This window comes from Streptomyces sp. NPDC127190 (assembly GCF_042672505.1).
GTDB lineage: Bacteria > Actinomycetota > Actinomycetes > Streptomycetales > Streptomycetaceae > Streptomyces.
The window spans coordinates 140408-156821 of the sequence record NZ_JBHXVE010000004.1 but is presented as its reverse complement, the minus strand read 5'-3'; the positions used below and the strand labels follow the sequence as shown (position 1 = coordinate 156821).

At 69.0% G+C, this 16414-nt stretch carries 16 protein-coding genes and 1 riboswitch; of the genes, 8 read left to right on the top strand and 8 right to left on the bottom strand.

Annotation, left to right across the window (positions count from 1 at the left end; translation table 11 throughout):
* Positions 1–39: 39 nt before the first annotated feature.
* Genes ACFVIU_RS08840 through ACFVIU_RS08830 form a run of 3 tightly spaced genes read right to left on the bottom strand, consistent with a single transcriptional unit; the run spans position 40 to position 2061 of the window.
* On the bottom strand, positions 40–1188 hold the full coding sequence (locus tag ACFVIU_RS08840; protein WP_385841515.1) for a cystathionine gamma-lyase: 1149 nt from the start codon (positions 1186–1188) through the stop codon (positions 40–42).
* Positions 1185–1676, bottom strand: a complete 492-nt coding sequence (locus ACFVIU_RS08835; RefSeq protein WP_385841514.1) for a low molecular weight protein-tyrosine-phosphatase — start codon at positions 1674–1676, stop codon at positions 1185–1187. The genes ACFVIU_RS08840 and ACFVIU_RS08835 overlap by 4 nt, the downstream gene beginning before the upstream one ends.
* A 7-nt stretch (positions 1677–1683) precedes the next feature.
* Entirely contained in the window at positions 1684–2061 is a 378-nt protein-coding gene (locus ACFVIU_RS08830) for a phage holin family protein (RefSeq protein ID WP_385841512.1), read from the bottom strand.
* A 59-nt stretch (positions 2062–2120) separates the two neighbouring features.
* Between ACFVIU_RS08830 and ACFVIU_RS08825 the strand changes: the two genes are divergently transcribed.
* From ACFVIU_RS08825 to ACFVIU_RS08810, 4 genes are all read left to right on the top strand, one after another.
* Positions 2121–2438, top strand: a complete 318-nt coding sequence (locus tag ACFVIU_RS08825; RefSeq protein ID WP_385841511.1) for a cupin domain-containing protein — start codon at positions 2121–2123, stop codon at positions 2436–2438.
* Between the two features lie 139 nt (positions 2439–2577).
* Positions 2578–2790 carry a DUF5326 family protein gene (locus ACFVIU_RS08820; protein WP_385841510.1) on the top strand — a complete coding sequence of 71 codons (213 nt, stop codon included), beginning with the start codon at positions 2578–2580 and terminating at the stop codon, positions 2788–2790.
* A gap of 196 nt (positions 2791–2986) precedes the next feature.
* Positions 2987–3790: an IclR family transcriptional regulator gene (locus ACFVIU_RS08815; protein ID WP_385841509.1), complete on the top strand. Its 804-nt coding sequence runs from the start codon at positions 2987–2989 to the stop codon at positions 3788–3790.
* A 97-nt stretch (positions 3791–3887) separates the two neighbouring features.
* A complete protein-coding gene (locus ACFVIU_RS08810; RefSeq protein ID WP_385841507.1) occupies positions 3888–4325 on the top strand; it encodes an SsgA family sporulation/cell division regulator in 438 nt (145 codons plus the stop codon).
* A gap of 106 nt (positions 4326–4431) precedes the next feature.
* Here ACFVIU_RS08810 and ACFVIU_RS08805 read toward each other — a convergent pair whose 3' ends face one another.
* Positions 4432–5868 carry a YibE/F family protein gene (locus ACFVIU_RS08805; RefSeq protein ID WP_385841506.1) on the bottom strand — a complete coding sequence of 479 codons (1437 nt, stop codon included), beginning with the start codon at positions 5866–5868 and terminating at the stop codon, positions 4432–4434.
* A 71-nt stretch (positions 5869–5939) separates the two neighbouring features.
* Positions 5940–6117: riboswitch (TPP riboswitch) on the top strand.
* Here ACFVIU_RS08805 and thiC point away from each other — a divergent pair.
* On the top strand, positions 6110–7894 hold the full coding sequence (thiC, locus tag ACFVIU_RS08800) for a phosphomethylpyrimidine synthase ThiC (protein WP_385841505.1): 1785 nt from the start codon (positions 6110–6112) through the stop codon (positions 7892–7894). It overlaps the preceding riboswitch by 8 nt.
* Before the next feature lie 167 nt (positions 7895–8061).
* On the opposite strand, the gene ACFVIU_RS08795 is transcribed toward thiC, so the two are convergent.
* The 3 genes from ACFVIU_RS08795 to ACFVIU_RS08785 all read right to left on the bottom strand — a co-directional run bounded on the left by ACFVIU_RS08795 (position 8062) and on the right by ACFVIU_RS08785 (position 11694).
* Positions 8062–8922 (bottom strand): hypothetical protein, encoded by an 861-nt coding sequence (locus ACFVIU_RS08795; protein WP_385841503.1) that lies wholly within the window; start codon positions 8920–8922, stop codon positions 8062–8064.
* A gap of 182 nt (positions 8923–9104) precedes the next feature.
* Positions 9105–10184 carry a metallophosphoesterase gene (locus ACFVIU_RS08790; protein ID WP_385841502.1) on the bottom strand — a complete coding sequence of 360 codons (1080 nt, stop codon included), beginning with the start codon at positions 10182–10184 and terminating at the stop codon, positions 9105–9107.
* Between the two features lie 397 nt (positions 10185–10581).
* Complete coding sequence (locus tag ACFVIU_RS08785; protein WP_385841501.1) at positions 10582–11694, bottom strand: LacI family DNA-binding transcriptional regulator; 1113 nt, start codon at positions 11692–11694, stop codon at positions 10582–10584.
* Positions 11695–12113: 419 nt separating this feature from the next.
* On the opposite strand from ACFVIU_RS08785, the gene hisC reads away from it, so the two are divergent.
* Positions 12114–13193 (top strand): histidinol-phosphate transaminase, encoded by a 1080-nt coding sequence (hisC, locus tag ACFVIU_RS08780; RefSeq protein ID WP_385841500.1) that lies wholly within the window; start codon positions 12114–12116, stop codon positions 13191–13193.
* A 60-nt stretch (positions 13194–13253) separates the two neighbouring features.
* Here the strand turns inward: hisC and ACFVIU_RS08775 are convergent, their stop codons facing one another.
* Entirely contained in the window at positions 13254–13631 is a 378-nt protein-coding gene (locus tag ACFVIU_RS08775; RefSeq protein WP_385841499.1) for a cyclophilin-like fold protein, read from the bottom strand.
* Positions 13632–13838: 207 nt separating this feature from the next.
* Here ACFVIU_RS08775 and ACFVIU_RS08770 point away from each other — a divergent pair, with 207 nt between their 5' ends.
* Both ACFVIU_RS08770 and cydB read left to right on the top strand, forming a co-directional pair.
* Entirely contained in the window at positions 13839–15347 is a 1509-nt protein-coding gene (locus ACFVIU_RS08770; RefSeq protein ID WP_385841498.1) for a cytochrome ubiquinol oxidase subunit I, read from the top strand.
* A gap of 15 nt (positions 15348–15362) precedes the next feature.
* Positions 15363–16382, top strand: coding sequence for a cytochrome d ubiquinol oxidase subunit II (gene cydB, locus ACFVIU_RS08765; RefSeq protein ID WP_385841497.1), 1020 nt, complete (start codon positions 15363–15365; stop codon positions 16380–16382).
* The last annotated feature ends 32 nt before the right edge of the window (positions 16383–16414 follow it).

Below are 16414 nucleotides of genomic sequence, written 5' to 3'. Positions count from 1 at the left end.
GGGAGGTTCGGACCGTCGGTGCGTCCGAGGCACCCGCGCTCATGCCGCCGATTCGTCCAGGGCGCGCAGGAGGTCGGCGATCAGGTCCTCGGGGTCTTCGGCGCCGACGGACATGCGGATGAAGCCCTCCGGGACCGGGTCCCCGCCCCAGCGGCCGCGCCGCTCGGCCGTGGAGCGCACTCCGCCGAAGCTCGTCGCGTCCTCCACCAGGCGCAGCGAGGCGAGAAAACGCTCGGCACGCGCGCGCGTGGGCAAGGTGAACGAGACGACGCAGCCGAAGCGGCGCATCTGCTGAGCCGCGATCGTGTGCGCGGGGTCGTCGGGCAGCCCCGGATAGCGCAGACAGGACACCTCGGGCCGCTGCCGCAGGGCCCGGGCGACGGCCAGGGCGGTGGCGTTCTGGCGGTCGACGCGCAACTGGAGCGTGGCGAGGGACCGGTGGGCGAGCCAGGCCTCCATCGGGCCGGAGATCGCCCCGACGATCTTGCGCCAGCGGCGTACGGCCGCCATCGCATCGGCGTCGCGGCCGCTGACGTAGCCCAGCAGCAGGTCTCCATGGCCGGTGAGCTGCTTGGTGCCGCTGGCCACAGAGAAGTCGGCGCCCAGCTCCAGCGGGCGCTGGCCGAGCGGGGTGGCGAGGGTGTTGTCGACGGCGACCAGGGCGCCGCGCGCGTGGGCCGCCGCCACCAGGCGACGGATGTCGCACACGTCGAGACCTGGGTTCGCCGGCGACTCGATCCACAGCAGCCGGGCGCCGTCGAGCAGCTCCAGCTGTGCGTCACCGCCGGTCGGCGCGGTGCGCACCTCGATGCCGTAGGCCGCCAGCTGGGCGCCGACCAGTGGCAGCACCTGGTAGCCGTCGGAGGGCAGGACGACCGCGTCCCCGGCGCCCAGCTGGGAGAACAGCACGGCGGAGATCGCGGCCATGCCGGAGGCGAACACCAGCGTCTCGACGCCATCGCGACCAGGTGCCTCCAGCTCCCCGATCGCGCGCTCCAGATGCGTCCAGGTCGGGTTGTCGTCCCGGGCGTAGGCGTACGGTCCCGACACCTCGCCCGGCAGGTGGTAGTGCGCGGCGAACACGGGCCCGGGCAGGGACGGCTCGTTCTTGACCGGCTCGGGCAGACCGGCCCGCACCGCGCGCGTGCCCTCGCCGGGCCGGCCGTCGTCGTGGGTGGCGTCGGTCATGCGGCCTGTCCCTCCAGCTGCTCCCGTACGGCGCTGAGCAGGCCGGTGCTCGCGGCCTCGACCATGGCGAGGCACTCCTCGAAGCCGTCCCGGCCTCCGTAGTACGGGTCGGGTACGTCGAGGTCGTCGCCGGCGGCGGGGTCGTACGAGCGCAGGAGGCGGATCTTGCGGGCGGCCTCCTGCGTGGGCGCGAGGCGGCGCAGGGCCTTGAGGTGGCTGGTGTCCAGGGCGATGACGAGATCGAGGCGGGCGAACCACGAGGGCTGGAACTGGCGCGCGACGTGCTCGGTGCCGTACCCGTTCTCGTCGAGGACCGAAACGGTACGCGGATCGGCGGCCTCACCCTCGTGCCAGCCACCGGTACCGGCGCTGTCCACCACCACGAGATCCTCGAGCCCGGCCTCCGCCACACGCGCGCGGAAGACGGATTCGGCCATCGGGGAACGGCAGATGTTGCCGGTGCACACGAAGCAGACGCGGTAGCTCATGGCGGGCTCAGTCCTCGTCCGGGAGGATCATGTGCAGGGCCCAGGAGACGACCGAGATGATCAGGCCGCCGACCACGGCCGTCCAGAAGCCCTCGACATGGAAGCTCAGCTGGAGCTTGCCGCACACCCAGGAGGTCAGCAGCAGCATCAGCGCGTTGACGACCAGGGTGATCAGCCCGAGGGTCAGGATGAACAGCGGGAAGGTGAGTACCTTCAGGATCGGCTTGACCAGGGAGTTCACCAAGCCGAAGATCAGCGCGACCACGATCAGGGTGCCGGCCTTCTTGGCCGTGTTGTCACCGGTGAGGGTGATCTTGTCGAGCAGCCACACGGCGACCGCGAGGGCGCCCGCGTTGGCGATCGTCTTGACTACGAAATTCTTCATGTGTCTGATCGTGGCAGACCAGGTCGGTGATGAGCAGTGAGAGTAGGGCGGCAACGGCGATGAGGGCATTCCGGCTGGACGAACTGGAGGCGGAGCGCGCCGCCCATGAGGGTGCCTACCTTCAGTTCCTGCGGGAGCGGAACATGTCGGTCGGCCTGTACGCCCTGAACGCGGGCGAGCACGACCCCCAGAAACCGCACAACCAGGACGAGGTGTACGTCGTCGTCAGCGGCCGCGCCTCAATCACCGTCGGCCTGGAGACGACCGAGGTGGCCCGGGGCAGCGTGGTCTACGTGCCCGCCGGCGTCGCGCACAAGTTCCACCACATCAGCGAGGATCTGAGGGTTCTCGTTGTCTTCTCTCCGCCCGAGGCGTGACTCCGGCCTCGGGGTTCCCTAGGGGACAGGTCAGGGGAGTACGGGGGTCGCGAGGCCCCCGCAGCACCGCTTCGCGGTCCTAGCATCGAGTGCAGAACGCAGAAACCAGACAACGCACGAGACGAAAAGGACGAGGGCGATGCGAGAGATCTTCGCGGGACTTCCGTGGTGGGTGAAGTGGGTCGCGGTGCCGGTCATCGCCCTGATGGTGTTCGGCGGCCTGATTCTGTCGGTGCTCGGCTTCGTGATCAGTCTGCTGTTCAAGGCACTGGTCTTCGTCGCGCTGGTCGGCGGACTCATCTACATCGTGCGCAAGTTCATGTCCAACTCCTCGTCGCGCAGCGACTGGTGAGCGAAGCGGGAGCCGGTGACCCTCAGGAGGATCGCCGGTTCCCTCGGCCGAGGGAAGTTTCCCCGCGAGGCGGTCTGCACCCGCCGCCAGGCGGTTAGAGTCCGGAACTCCCCGCGGGATCCGGCCCCGTGGGCAGCGCAGCCCCCTCCGTGCGCCTTCCCGCACGGCTGCCCCCCTCGCGCTCCGGGAGTGACCCTTGGCCACGGTTGACGTCGCATCGGCAACAGCCCCAGCACCGCCCCCTTCCCCGGCCGCTGCCACCCTCATCGGGTCCGTCCAGCGCGCCCTGCGCCTGCTGGAGACCGTCGCCGTCCATGACCAGGGCGTGCCTGCCAAACGGCTCGCCCGGGAGACGGGGCTGGCGCTGCCCACGACCTACCACCTGCTGCGCACGCTGGTGCACGAGGGCTATCTGCGCCGTGACAGGGGCCTGTTCTTCCTCGGCGACGCGGTCGAACGGCTGAGCGGCAGCGCGGCCCGGCAGAAACGTCGCAGCACTGTCGCCGACACTCTTGCGCACTGGCGCGATTCCATCGGTGTCCCGGTCTACTACGCCATGTACCGGGACGGCGAGATCGAGGTCATGTGCGTCTCCGACTCGCGTGCCGCCCCCGCGGTCGAGGAGTGGGTCGACTTCCGTGCGACCGGCCACGCGCACGCCATCGGGCAGTGCCTGCTCTCACAGCTGGACGAGGAGGCGCGGCGCGACCATCTCGCCCGCTATCCCGTGCAGGCCGTCACCCCGTACACGGTGCAGGACGACGAGACCCTGCTGCGGCGGCTGGCCCGGATGCCCCGCACGGAGCCCGTGGTGGAGCGCCAGGAGTACGCGCTGGGCACGGTCTGCGCGGCGATCCCGATCACGGTCGGCACCATGGCGGCCACCATGGCCATCTCGCTCCCCCTCCACCAGGCCGACCGTCTGCTGCCCGCCGCCCGTCTGCTCCAGGCGGAGATCGGGCGTCATCTGGGGTCGCTCGCCCTCTCTATCAGTATCTGAAAACTTACTCCTTGTGATCTGCTGTGTACGTTCAGCAAGATTTGACCGGTCAGAGGGACTAATCCCGGCCAATCGATGTCGTAAGACGGGGTAGGCGATGCACGAGTCCGTACAGGCAGAGGTCATGATGAATTTTCTCGTCTCGGAGGAACTCTCCTTCCGTATTCCGGTGGAGTTGCGCTACGAGACAGATGATCCCTATGCGGTGCGGCTCACCTTCCACCTGCCCGGTGATGCGCCGGTGACCTGGGCTTTCGGACGTGAACTGCTGATCGACGGGGTCGGCCGGCCCTGCGGGGAGGGTGATGTGCACATCGCCCCCGCGGATTCCGAGGTGCTCGGTGAGGTCCTGATCAGGCTTCAGGTGGGCAGCGACCACGCCCTGTTCCGTTCCTCGGCGCCGCCGCTCGTCGCCTTCCTGGACCGTACGGACAAGCTGGTGCCGCTCGGCCAGGAGGGCGCGCTGGCCGATTTCGACGCTCACCTGGACGAGGCCCTGGACCGGATCCTGGCCGAGGAACAGAGCGCCGGCTGAGGAGACGAGACACGGGGCGTCGGACGCTCCGCCACACCGCATGGAACGGTGCAGTAACGCTTCTGCGGATGTTGGTCACGCGGCGAGGCGGACGGCGCCCCAGGGCTCATCGCTTGCGGCGGCGGCCCCGGCCACCCCGCGCCGGTACGGGCTGGGCGCCGACGGGCGCCTGGCCGTCCGGCCCCGGACGGTCGGCCGCCACCACCAGCGCGGCGAGCGCGGTGGTGACCGGGACCGAGGCGACGAGACCGATCGATCCCACCAGCGTGCGCACGATCTCCTCGGCGACCAGCTCGCTGTTGGCCACGGTGCCCACACTGCTCTGGGCGATCGAGAAGAGCAGGAGCAGCGGCAGCGCGGCACCGGCATAGGCGAGGACGAGCGTGTTGACCACGGAGGCGATGTGGTCGCGGCCGATGCGGATGCCCGCCCGGTACAGCCCGCGCCAGCCCATCGAGGGGTTGGCCTCGTGCAGTTCCCAGACGGCCGACGTCTGGGTCACGGTCACATCGTCCAGGACGCCGAGCGAGCCGATGATGACACCCGCCAGCAGCAGACCACTCATGTCGATCTTCGGATACAGGCCATGGATCAGGCCGGTGCTGTCGTCGGTGTTTCCGGTCAGCGCGGCCCAGCCGATGAACAGCGAGCCGAGCAGACCGATCAGCGACAACGAGATCAGCGTGCCGAGCACGGCCACCGAGGTACGCGCCGACAGGCCGTGGCACATGTACAGAGCTATCAGCATGATGGCGCTGGAGCCGACCACGGCCACGAGCAGCGGGTTCGAGCCCTGGAGGACCGCCGGCAGGATGAACAGGGTCAGCACGAGGAAACTCACGGCCAGCGCCACCAGTGCCATGACACCGCGCAGCCGGCCCACCACCACGACGGCGATCGCGAAGATCCCCGCGAGCAGAGCCATCGGGAACTTCCGGTCCACATCGGTCACCGAGTACTGGAGGTCCTTCGGCGCCGACGGCTCGTAGGCGACGACGACCTTCTCGCCCTGCTCCAGCTGGCGTGACTGGTCCGGCTGCACGATCTCGGTGAACGTACGGCCCTTGTCCTTGCCGGTGTCGACCCGGACGGTGGCCTTCTTGCAGGAACCGCCCGCCTCCTGGACCGCAGAGGTGCCCTCGGCGGTGGAGGTGTCACCGGTCGGGGTCTCACCGGAGGCGTTCACCGAACGGCAGCTCACGTCGATGACCCGGGTGACCGTGGCCTGCTGCGTCTGCCGGTCGAAGCCGACGCCGCTGCGCTTGTGCGAAGGAGCTCCCCCGGGCCAGAGAACGACCAGGCCGACCACGACCGCCGCGGTGAACGGGATCAGGATCGCCGCGATGACCTTGCGGAGATGCCGGGAGACCGGTACGGCGGGGCCGTGGCTGTGACTGTGGCTGTGTCCATGGCCATGAGCGTGGCCCTGGCTGTGTCCGCCACCGGCCGCACGGCTGCCGTGGTCCCGTTCGCCGTCCCGGACCGAGCTGTCCGGCCGGGGCGGCTCGGGCGGCTGATACGGGTACTGCTCCATGCTGGTCATCGCCGCATCATCGCAAGAACGGTGGGGGCCCACTGTTCATCACGCCACACATGACGCTAGCGTGGGGGCACCTTTGCACACGCGGGAGCTCGGAGCACCGGGCTGAGAGGGCGCTGACCTTCGTACTCGCGATGTTTCACAGGGAACGAGCGATGTTCCACGTGAAACATCGGTGGACGGAAGCCGCTGCGTCGACCGCCGAACCTGTTACCGGGTAATGCCGGCGTAGGGAGTAGGTCTCATGACCAACAAGGACGCACGCACGCCTGCCTCTGTTCAGGACGAGAAGTCCCAGGAGGCCGGGAAGTCCATCGGATGGCACAAGGCATACGTCGAGGGCTCCCGCCCCGACCTGCGCGTGCCGGTCCGCCAGGTGCACCTCACCAACGGGCAGTCGGTCACGCTGTACGACACGTCAGGCCCGTACACCGATCCCCTCCAGGAGACCGACGTCCGCCGGGGACTGCCGGCCCTGCGGGAGAACTGGATCATCGCCCGCGGCGACACCGAGGAGTACGCGGGCCGTCCCGTCCGTCCGGAGGACGACGGGATCAAGCACACCTCGCCCCGGGGCGGACTGCGCAATCTCGACGCCGTCTTCCCCGGCCGGCCGCGCCAGCCGCGCCGGGGCCGGGACGGCCAGGCGGTGACGCAGCTCGCCTACGCACGCCGGGGCGAGATCACTCCCGAGATGGAGTTCGTGGCCCTCCGGGAGAACGTCTCTCCCGAGGTGGTCCGCGAGGAGATCGCGGCGGGCCGCGCGGTGCTGCCCGCCAACGTCAACCACCCGGAGATCGAGCCGATGATCATCGGCAAGCGGTTCCTGGTGAAGGTCAACGCCAACATCGGCAACTCCGCGGTGACCTCCTCCATCGAGGAGGAGGTGGAGAAGATGACCTGGGCGACCCGCTGGGGTGCCGACACGGTCATGGACCTGTCCACCGGCCGCAACATCCACACCACCCGCGAGTGGGTGCTGCGCAACTCCCCCGTCCCCATCGGCACGGTGCCGCTCTACCAGGCGCTGGAGAAGGTCGACGGCAAGGCCGAGGAACTGACCTGGGAGATCTACAAGGACACCGTCATCGAGCAGGCCGAGCAGGGCGTGGACTACATGACGGTCCACGCGGGCGTCCGGCTGCCGTACGTGCCGCTCACCGCCAACCGCAAGACGGGCATCGTCTCGCGTGGCGGCTCGATCATGGCCGCGTGGTGTCTGGCGCACCACAAGGAGTCGTTCCTGTACGAGAACTTCGAGGAGCTGTGCGAGATCCTCGCCGCCTACGACGTCACGTACTCGCTGGGTGACGGCCTCCGGCCCGGTTCGATCGCCGACGCCAACGACGAGGCGCAGTTCGCGGAGTTGAGGACGCTCGGGGAACTCAACCGGATCGCCAAGCGTTTCAATGTACAGACGATGATCGAGGGCCCCGGGCACGTCCCGATGCACAAGATCAAGGAGAACATCGACCTTCAGCAGGAGATCTGCGATGAAGCTCCGTTCTATACGCTCGGCCCGCTGACCACGGACGTCGCACCGGCCTACGACCACATCACCTCCGGCATCGGCGCCGCGATGATCGCCTGGTGGGGCACGGCGATGCTCTGCTACGTCACGCCCAAGGAGCACCTGGGCCTGCCCAACCGGGACGACGTCAAGACGGGTGTCATCACCTACAAGATCGCCGCCCACGCGGCGGACCTCGCCAAGGGGCACCCCGGCGCGCAGGAGTGGGACGACGCGCTGTCCGACGCCCGCTTCGAGTTCCGGTGGGAGGACCAGTTCAACCTCGCCCTGGACCCGGACACGGCGCGGGAGTTCCACGACGAGACCCTGCCGGCCGAGCCCGCCAAGACGGCCCACTTCTGCTCCATGTGCGGGCCGAAGTTCTGCAGCATGAAGATCTCGCAGGACATCCGCCGCGAGCACGGCGGCAGCCAGGCCGAGATCGAGGAGGGGATGGCGCAGAAGTCCCAGGAGTTCGCGGCCGCGGGCAACCGGGTCTATCTGCCGATCGCCGACTGATCCGGCGCGCGGTGAACTCGCCCCGTCCCAGGTCCCCTTGAGGGGACCCTGCACACGAGCGGGCTCGCGGCTGACCGGAGTGGTGGTGCCACACCGGCTCGGCCGCGCGGCCCGCCCCACTGGGCTCACGTCCGCTCGGCTCACGCCCGCCCAGGAGGCGGGCCGGGCTACTCGGGCTGGTGGTCCGGGCCGTCGAAGTCCGGGCTCGTGTAGTCCGGGCTGGTGAAGCCCGGGCGGCCGGACGCGCTGCCGGCGTCGGGGCTGCTGAAGCCGGGACGGTCATAGCCCAGACGCGGTATACGGCCGCTCGGGGCCGGCGGGGTCGTGCGGTGGAGCGCGGGCGGGCCGGACGCGGCCAGCGCCTCCCGCAGAAACGGCAGGATGCCGCGCTCCAGCAGCGCGCCCAGCCAGGCCTGCCTGGCCCTGGCCAGCTCCTCGTGCGCCGCGTCGCGAGCCTGCGCCTCGGGCGAGGTGCTGTTGCGCAGTGCGGTCAGCAGCAGACCGACGGCGGCGAGCAGGATCGCGGCCGCCGTCACCGCGCCGAACACCCAGCCGGTGGTCAGCATGGTCTGGGCGAGGGACTGCTCCGGGTTCAGCATCTTCAGGATGTAGCCGACGAGCAGGAAGATCGCCGCGGCCGTGCCCGACAGGACGGGCGCCAGTACGGCGACGACCGCGATGGCGCCCGCGCCGCTGTTCTCGGCGTCGTCGCCGAGGCCGGTGGCGGGGCCCGTCGTGTCCTCGTCCGGTTCCGTGGAGCCGGAGTCGGCCGGCGACGAGGGGGTCATCGCCGGCTGGCGCAGCTCCTGGCGGAGTTTCACATAGTGCTGGTACTCGGCCGCCGCGGCCTGGGTGATCAGGGCGGTGGCGTTGAGGGCCATGGTGCGCAGCTGCTCGGGATTGAGCCGCTGTCCGACACCGGTCAGTTCCGGTCGGTGTGGTGCGGAGCGCAGCGCCTCATCGAGGAGCCGCTCGAATTCCTGGCGGTCCTCGCTCTGAAGATGCTGCGGAACGCTGTTCATGTGCATCCCCCGGTGCTCCGTAGGGCTTGGGGCTCGCACGCCGGCGAGCCGTCGGGCAGAAACGGAGGGGAGCCTGCTACGGATACGCCGATGGTAGAGCCGTGACGGCACACGGTGACAGGGGGTTGCCGGAAATTGGGGTCCGGCCTGCACGTATCTCCGCCGGGGGACGCCTGCCCGGCGAACCGTCAGTTTTCCAGAGGGAGTTGTTCGACGAGCAGCTTTCCGGCCATGGTCACTCCGCCGTCCATGGCGATGGCGAGCCCGTCGGCGTAGACATGCGGTCCCTCGACGACCGGGCCGGTGCCCTCCTCGCCGTCCTCGGAGCCGACCTCGCCGAGCAGGTAGGGAATGGGGCTGTGCCCGTGAACGACCCGGGTGCCGCCGTACGTATCGAGAAGGGAGCGCACGGCGGCCGCGCCGCCCTCGTCGCGGAAGGAGAAGCGCTTGGTGAACTTGCGGAAGAGATCCCAGACCTCGTCGGCGTCGTTGCGGGTCAGGGTCTCGCGGACGGTGTCGTTGACGGCCTCGATCGAGTCCCCGTAGTCGAGATAAGCGGTGGTGTCGGAGTGCAGCAGCAGATAGCCGTCGACCTCCTCCACGGCGTCCAGGCGGGCCATCCACTGAAGGTGGTGGTCCTGGAGGCGGTCCATGTCGGTCTTCTGGCCGCCGTTGAGCAGCCAGGCCGCCTGGAAGGTGGCGGTGCCCGCGCCGGAGTTGACGGGGGTGTCGCCGAACCGTTTGGCGCCGAGCAGCAGCAGCTCGTGGTTGCCCATCAGGGCCTTGCAGTAGCCGCCGGCCGCGGCCGCCTCGGCGGACAGCCGCATGACCAGGTCGATGACGCCGATGCCGTCCGGACCGCGGTCGGTGAAGTCGCCGAGGAACCACAGCCGGGTGGTGCCCGCGCACCACTGGCCGGAGGCGTCGATCAGCCCCCGGTCCTGCAAGGCGGCCACCAGTTCGGCGAGGTAGCCGTGGACGTCGCCGACGACGTACAGCGGTCCGGGACCGGCCGCCGGCTGCGGAGCCGGGGCGGCGGGCGCCGGGTCCACGGGCAGCTGGAGCGTGTCACCTCGGTTGATGACGGGCAGGTCGCGCTGGGTGGGCGTGTAGTCCCCCGGGTAGGCCGTGTCGGCGGGCGGGACGGCGTCGCCGGGATGGACCTGGTGGACGTACGGACCGGTCTCGTGGACGTACGCGGGTACCCGGAAGTCGCGCAGCGTCGCCGTCCGCTCCACCTCGGGTCCCTGACCGGCCCCCTGAGTCATCAGACCCCTCCACCATCGCGCCGCATCTGCACCGCTTCGGACTGCCTGGTCGCAGCGGTCCGCGGTGTCGTGGGCCCATCATAGGAATGCGCGTCGCGCCGTGTGATGACCCAGGGGTGGTGAATCGGAACAAGACTCCGGTTCGCCGCGGCTTTCGCCCCGTTTGGGCAGGTGTTCGGCTGACAGCGGAGGCGCTGGCGGCCGCTTGCCGGTCCTGCGGTGCCGGGTACGACCGGTCCGTGGGGTGCCGGCCGACGCGCGGCGACCGGTCGGGCACGCGGCGGACGACCCTCCACGACCGTGGGTGATCCGTCGTCCGCGCGCCGTCCGGCCTTCGCTGCCCCCGGCCTTCGCTGCCCCCGGCCTCCGCTGCCCCTGGGCGCCGCTCGCCCGGCGGCTATGCCTCGTCCGGGGACCGCGGTGGACTGACCGTGGTCCGCGGGGGGCGGCGCTGGGAGGAGGTGCGCACGATCAGTTCGGTCGGTATCACCTGCTCGACCGGGTGGTCCGAGTCGACGCCCTCGATGGCGTCGATGAGCAGCTGCACCACGGCGGTGCCGATGCGGCGCGGCTTCAGCGACAGCGTGGTGATGGGCGGCTCGGTACTGGCGTACACGGTGGACTCGCTACAGCACACCAGCAGCAGGTCCTCCGGGACCCGGAGCCCATAGCGGCGGGCGGCGGCCAGCAGGTCGGTGCCGTTGGGGTCGAACAGGCCGTAGACGGCGTCGGGCCGGTCGGGGCGGGCGAGCAGCCGGTCGGCGGCGACGGCACCGGCGCACGGGTCGTGCGCGGGGTAGGCCTCGTAGACCGGATCCTGGCCGACGCGCTCGCACCAGCGCAGGTAGGCGGTGGTGGACAGATGGGTGTAGGTGTCCGTCGTGGTGCCCGTGAGCAGCCCGATACGGCGGGCGCCGGCGTCGGCGAGGTGGTCGAGGATGCCGAGGACGGCGGCCTCGTGGTCGTTGTCGACCCAGGCGGTCACGGGGAGCGAGCCGACCGGGCGGCCGTCGGATACGACGGGCAGTCCCTGGCGGACCAGTTCGCTGACCATCGGGTCCTGGTCGGAGGGGTCGATCACGACGGTGCCGTCCAGGGCGACGTTGGACCACACGTCGTGCCGGGAGGTCGCGGGCAGGATGACGAGGGCGTAGCCGCGGGCGAGTGCCGCCGAGGTCGCGGCCCGGGCCATCTCGGCGAAGTACGCGAACTCCGTGAAGGTGAAAGGTTCATCCCCGTACGTGGTCACCGTCAGGCCGATGAGGCCGGACTTGCCGGTACGGAGGGTTCGGGCGGCGGCCGAGGGTCGGTACCCCAGCCGGTCGGCGACCTCACGGACATGGCGCCGGGTGGCATCCGGGAGCCGGCCCTTGCCGTTGAGGGCGTCGGAGACGGTAGTGATGGAGACTCCGGCGGCGGCGGCCACGTCCCTGATGCCCGCTCGGCCCGGCCGGCTGCCTCGACGTGAGGTTTCCGCGCGGCTCACCTGATGCTTCCCTGCTGCTGTCATGGCGAGCCGATAGTAGGGCTCATGCGGTGGGGTAGTGCGGACGCATATGCACGCGTTGACAGGCACGTTTCTGCAAGGTCATGGGTAGTCAACTTCCTTTGAAGTAAAGGTAGTTGAGCGGTTCAGCAGGAAGACGTGTCGTGGTGACGCGTATGAACCTGCCAAGTGCCCGATGTCTCGAAGAGGTCTCAACTCACCTTCACGGGGGACGCGCGCCACGGCGTGAGCCACCGGCGCGTAGATATATGTACGGCGCGCCCCCTGAAACGTACGCCTTCGTGCGGTGATGCCCGTGATGACAGGGGGATCGACGTGGTTTGCCCGCAGCCAGTACTCAGGACTGCCGAATCCTCATAAGGTGAGGAGTATTGGAAGCCGGCGGCGTCGACGGTCCGCCGGTGGTCGCGAGGAGGACTGCGGTGAGCGAGACGAGCCCCAAGCTGCGCGCCGAGCTGGAGGGTATCCCCACCTATAAGCCGGGCAAGCCCGCCGCGGCCGGCGGGCCGGTCGCCTACAAGCTGTCCTCCAACGAGAACCCGTACCCGCCGCTGCCGGGCGTCATGGAGTCGGTGACCGCCGCGGCCTGCAACTTCAACCGCTATCCCGACATGGCCTGCACCGGCCTGATGGACGAGCTGTCGGACCGGTTCGGCGTCCCGGTCTCCCACCTGGCCACCGGCACCGGCTCGGTCGGTGTGGCCCAGCAGCTGCTCCAGGCGACCAGCGGCCCCGGCGACGAGGTGATCTTCGCCTGGCGGTCCTTCGAGGCGTACCCGATCATCACGCAGATCAGCGGTGCCCGGGCGGTGCCGGTGCCGCTCACGCCGGGCGATGTGCACGACCTGGACGCGATGGCGGAGGCGATCACCGACCGGACCCGGCTGATTTTCGTCTGCAACCCGAACAACCCGACCGGCACGGTGGTGCGGCGGGCCGAGCTGGAGCGCTTCCTCGACCGGGTGCCCAGCGATGTGCTGGTGGTGCTGGACGAGGCGTACCGCGAGTTCATCCGGGATCCCGAGGTGCCCGATGGTGTCGAGCTGTACCGGGAGCGGCCCAACGTCTGCGTCCTGCGCACGTTCTCCAAGGCGTACGGCCTTGCCGGACTGCGCGTCGGGTTTGCGATCGCCCATGAGCCGGTGGCGGCGGCGCTGCGCAAGACGGCGGTGCCGTTCGGCGTGAGCCAGCTGGCGCAGGAGGCGGCGATCGCCTCGCTGCGGGCCGAGGACGAACTGCTGGGCCGGGTCGGCTCGCTGGTGTGCGAGCGCACGCGCGTGGTCGACGCGCTGCGGGCCCAGGGCTGGACGGTGCCGGAGACGCAGGCCAACTTCGTATGGCTGCGGCTGGGGGAGCGGACGGTCGCGTTCGCGCAGGCCTGTGAGGAGCACGGAGTGGTGGTCCGGCCGTTCCCGGGCGAGGGTGTGCGGGTCACGATCGGCGAGACCGAGGCGAACGACATCTTCCTGAAGGTGACGGAGGCGTTCCACAAGGAGCTGTAGCTCCGCGTCCGCAGTGGTTGTAGCCCGACGTCGGCGGGAGCGGGTGTCTCGCTCCCCGCTCTACTCGTCGATCAGTTCCACCCGGATGGGGTCGCCGGCCCGTGCAGTCGCCAGGACGCCGGCGTCCCCGTCCACCCGCCCGAGGATGTTGCACGGGCTCGCGAGGCGGCACTCGGTCCCTCGCGAGATCGGTGTGGGGCCGTAGGGGAGGGCGAGCGAGTCGCCGTCCGTCCAGAACGCCACCGTGCCCGGCTCCACGACCTGCCGGGCGTCCGTTTCACGTGAAACAGAGACGCCTGTGTCGAAATAGACCTCCTCGCCCCATGTCTGAGCGGTAGAGGTGAGAGGCAGTGCCTTTGCCAGGGCCTGCGCGGTCGGTGTGGTGCCGTCGAGGGTCGCGGTGAGGTTTCCCGCGGGCCAGGAGATCCGTATCTGCATGGCGCGCAATTCAACAAGATGTTGAAGTCGCTGCCAAGGTCTTGACGCCATGGCGATAGAGCCACCCCACCCTGCCGGGCTGAAAATCAGTGCGTCATAATGGCTTGTGAATGTGAACGCGTTCACAAGCGTGTCCCGGTTGCTCCATTATGTGCGCGACAAAAGGGGCAAACCGCCGCTACCGCGGCGAAGTAAGGAGCTGACGACGTGGACTTGGCTTTGGCGCCGGAGACACTGGCGCGCTGGCAGTTCGGCATCACCACCGTCTACCACTTCCTGTTCGTCCCGCTGACGATCTCCCTGGCCGCGCTCACGGCCGGGCTCCAGACCGCCTGGGTACGTACGGACAAGGAGAAGTACCTCAGGGCCACCAAGTTCTGGGGCAAGCTTTTCCTGATCAACATCGCCATGGGTGTGGTCACCGGCATCGTGCAGGAGTTCCAGTTCGGCATGAACTGGTCCGATTACTCCCGCTTCGTCGGTGACATCTTCGGCGCCCCGCTCGCCTTCGAGTCGCTGATCGCGTTCTTCTTCGAGTCCACGTTCATCGGGCTGTGGATCTTCGGCTGGGACAAGCTGCCCAAGAAGATCCACCTGGCCTGCATCTGGATGGTGTCGATCGGCACGATCCTGTCGGCGTACTTCATCCTCGCGGCCAACTCCTGGATGCAGCACCCCGTCGGCTACCGGATCAACAAGGCCAAGGGCCGTGCCGAGCTGACCGACTTCTGGGCCGTGCTGTCCCAGAACACCGCACTGAGCCAGGTCTTCCACACCCTGTCCGCCGCCTTCCTGACCGGTGGCGCCTTCATGGTGGGCATCGCGGCCTACCACCTGGCCCGCAGGAAGCATGTGCGCGTGATGAAGACCTCGCTGCGGCTGGGCCTGGTCACGGTGGTCATCGCCGGTCTGCTCACCGCCGTCAGCGGCGATGTGCTCGGCAAGGTGATGTTCAAGCAGCAGCCGATGAAGATGGCGGCCGCCGAGGCGCTGTGGGACGGCCAGAAGCCGGCACCGTTCTCGATCTTCGCGTACGGCGATGTGCAGAAGGGCCACAACACCGTGGCCGTGGAGATCCCCGGCCTGCTGTCCTTCCTCGCCAACGACGACTTCACCTCGTACGTCCCCGGCATCAACGACGTCAACAAGGCCGAGCAGCAGAAGTTCGGGCCCGGTGACTACCGGCCCAACATCCCCGTCGCCTTCTGGGGCTTCCGCTGGATGATCGGCTTCGGCATGGCCTCCTTCGCCCTGGGCCTGGCCGGGCTCTGGCTGACCCGCAAGAAGTTCATGCTCCCCCGGCATCTGCGGGTCGGTGAGGACGAGGTGCCGCACCTGGTGCTCTTCAAGAGCAAGGCACTCGGCCCGAAGCTCACCCCCTGGTACTGGCGCATCGCGACCTGGACCCTGGCCTTCCCGCTGATCGCCAACTCCTGGGGCTGGATCTTCACCGAGATGGGCCGGCAGCCGTGGGTCGTCTACGGCGTCTTCCAGACCCGGCAGGCGGTCTCCCCCGGTGTCTCCCAGGGCGAGATCCTCACCTCGATGATCGTCTTCACGACGCTGTACGCGGTCCTCGCCGTGGTCGAGGTCAAGCTGCTCGCGAAGTACGTCAAGGCCGGTCCGCCCGAGCTGACCGAAGCCGACCTCAACCCGCCCACGAAGATCGGCGGCGACACCCGTGACGCCGACAAGCCGATGGCCTTCTCCTACTAGGCCGAGGGGACAGTCATGGAACTTCACGACGTCTGGTTCGTCCTGATCGCCGTCCTGTGGACCGGCTACTTCTTTCTGGAGGGATTCGACTTCGGGGTCGGCATCCTCACCAAGCTGCTGGCCCGGAACCGGTCCGAGCGCCGGGTGCTGATCAACACCATCGGCCCCGTCTGGGACGGCAACGAGGTGTGGCTGCTCACCGCCGGCGGCGCGACCTTCGCCGCTTTCCCCGAGTGGTACGCCACCCTCTTCTCCGGCTTCTACCTGCCCCTGCTGGTCATTCTGGTCTGCCTGATCATCCGGGGGGTCGCCTTCGAGTACCGGGCGAAGCGACCGAAGGAGAACTGGCAGCGCAACTGGGAGACGGCGATCTTCTGGACCTCGCTGATCCCGGCGTTCCTGTGGGGCGTGGTCTTCGCGAACCTCGTCTGGGGTGTGAAGATCGACCGGAACTTCGAGTACGTCGGCAGCGTCGGGGATCTGTTCCACCCCTACGCCCTGCTGGGTGGCCTGGTGACGCTCACGTTGTTCACCTTCCACGGAGCGGTGTTCACCGCGCTCAAGACCGTCGGTGACATCCGGGTGCGGGCGCGGAAGCTGGCGCTCTGGGTCGGTCTGGCCACGGCCGTGGTGGCACTCGCCTTCCTGCTGTGGACACAGGCCCACAGCGGTGACAGCGCGAGTCTGGTGGCTCTGATCGTCGCGGTCGTCGCGCTGGTGGCCGCCCTCGTGGCCAACCAGGCAGGCCGGGAGGGCTGGTCGTTCGCACTGTCCGGGGTCACCATCGTGGCCGCCGTGGCGATGCTCTTCCTCTCGCTCTTCCCGAACGTCATGCCGTCGACGCTCAACGGGGAGTGGAGCCTGACGGTCTCCAACGCCTCGTCGAGCCCCTACACCCTGAAGATCATGACCTGGTGCGCAGCGATCGCCATGCCGATCGTCCTGCTCTACCAGGGCTGGACCTACTGGGTGTTCCGCAAGCGGATCGGTACGCAGCACATCGCTCCTGACGCTGCTGCCGGCGCCGCACACTGAGTCCGCCGAGGGTGTGTTTCACGTGAAACACA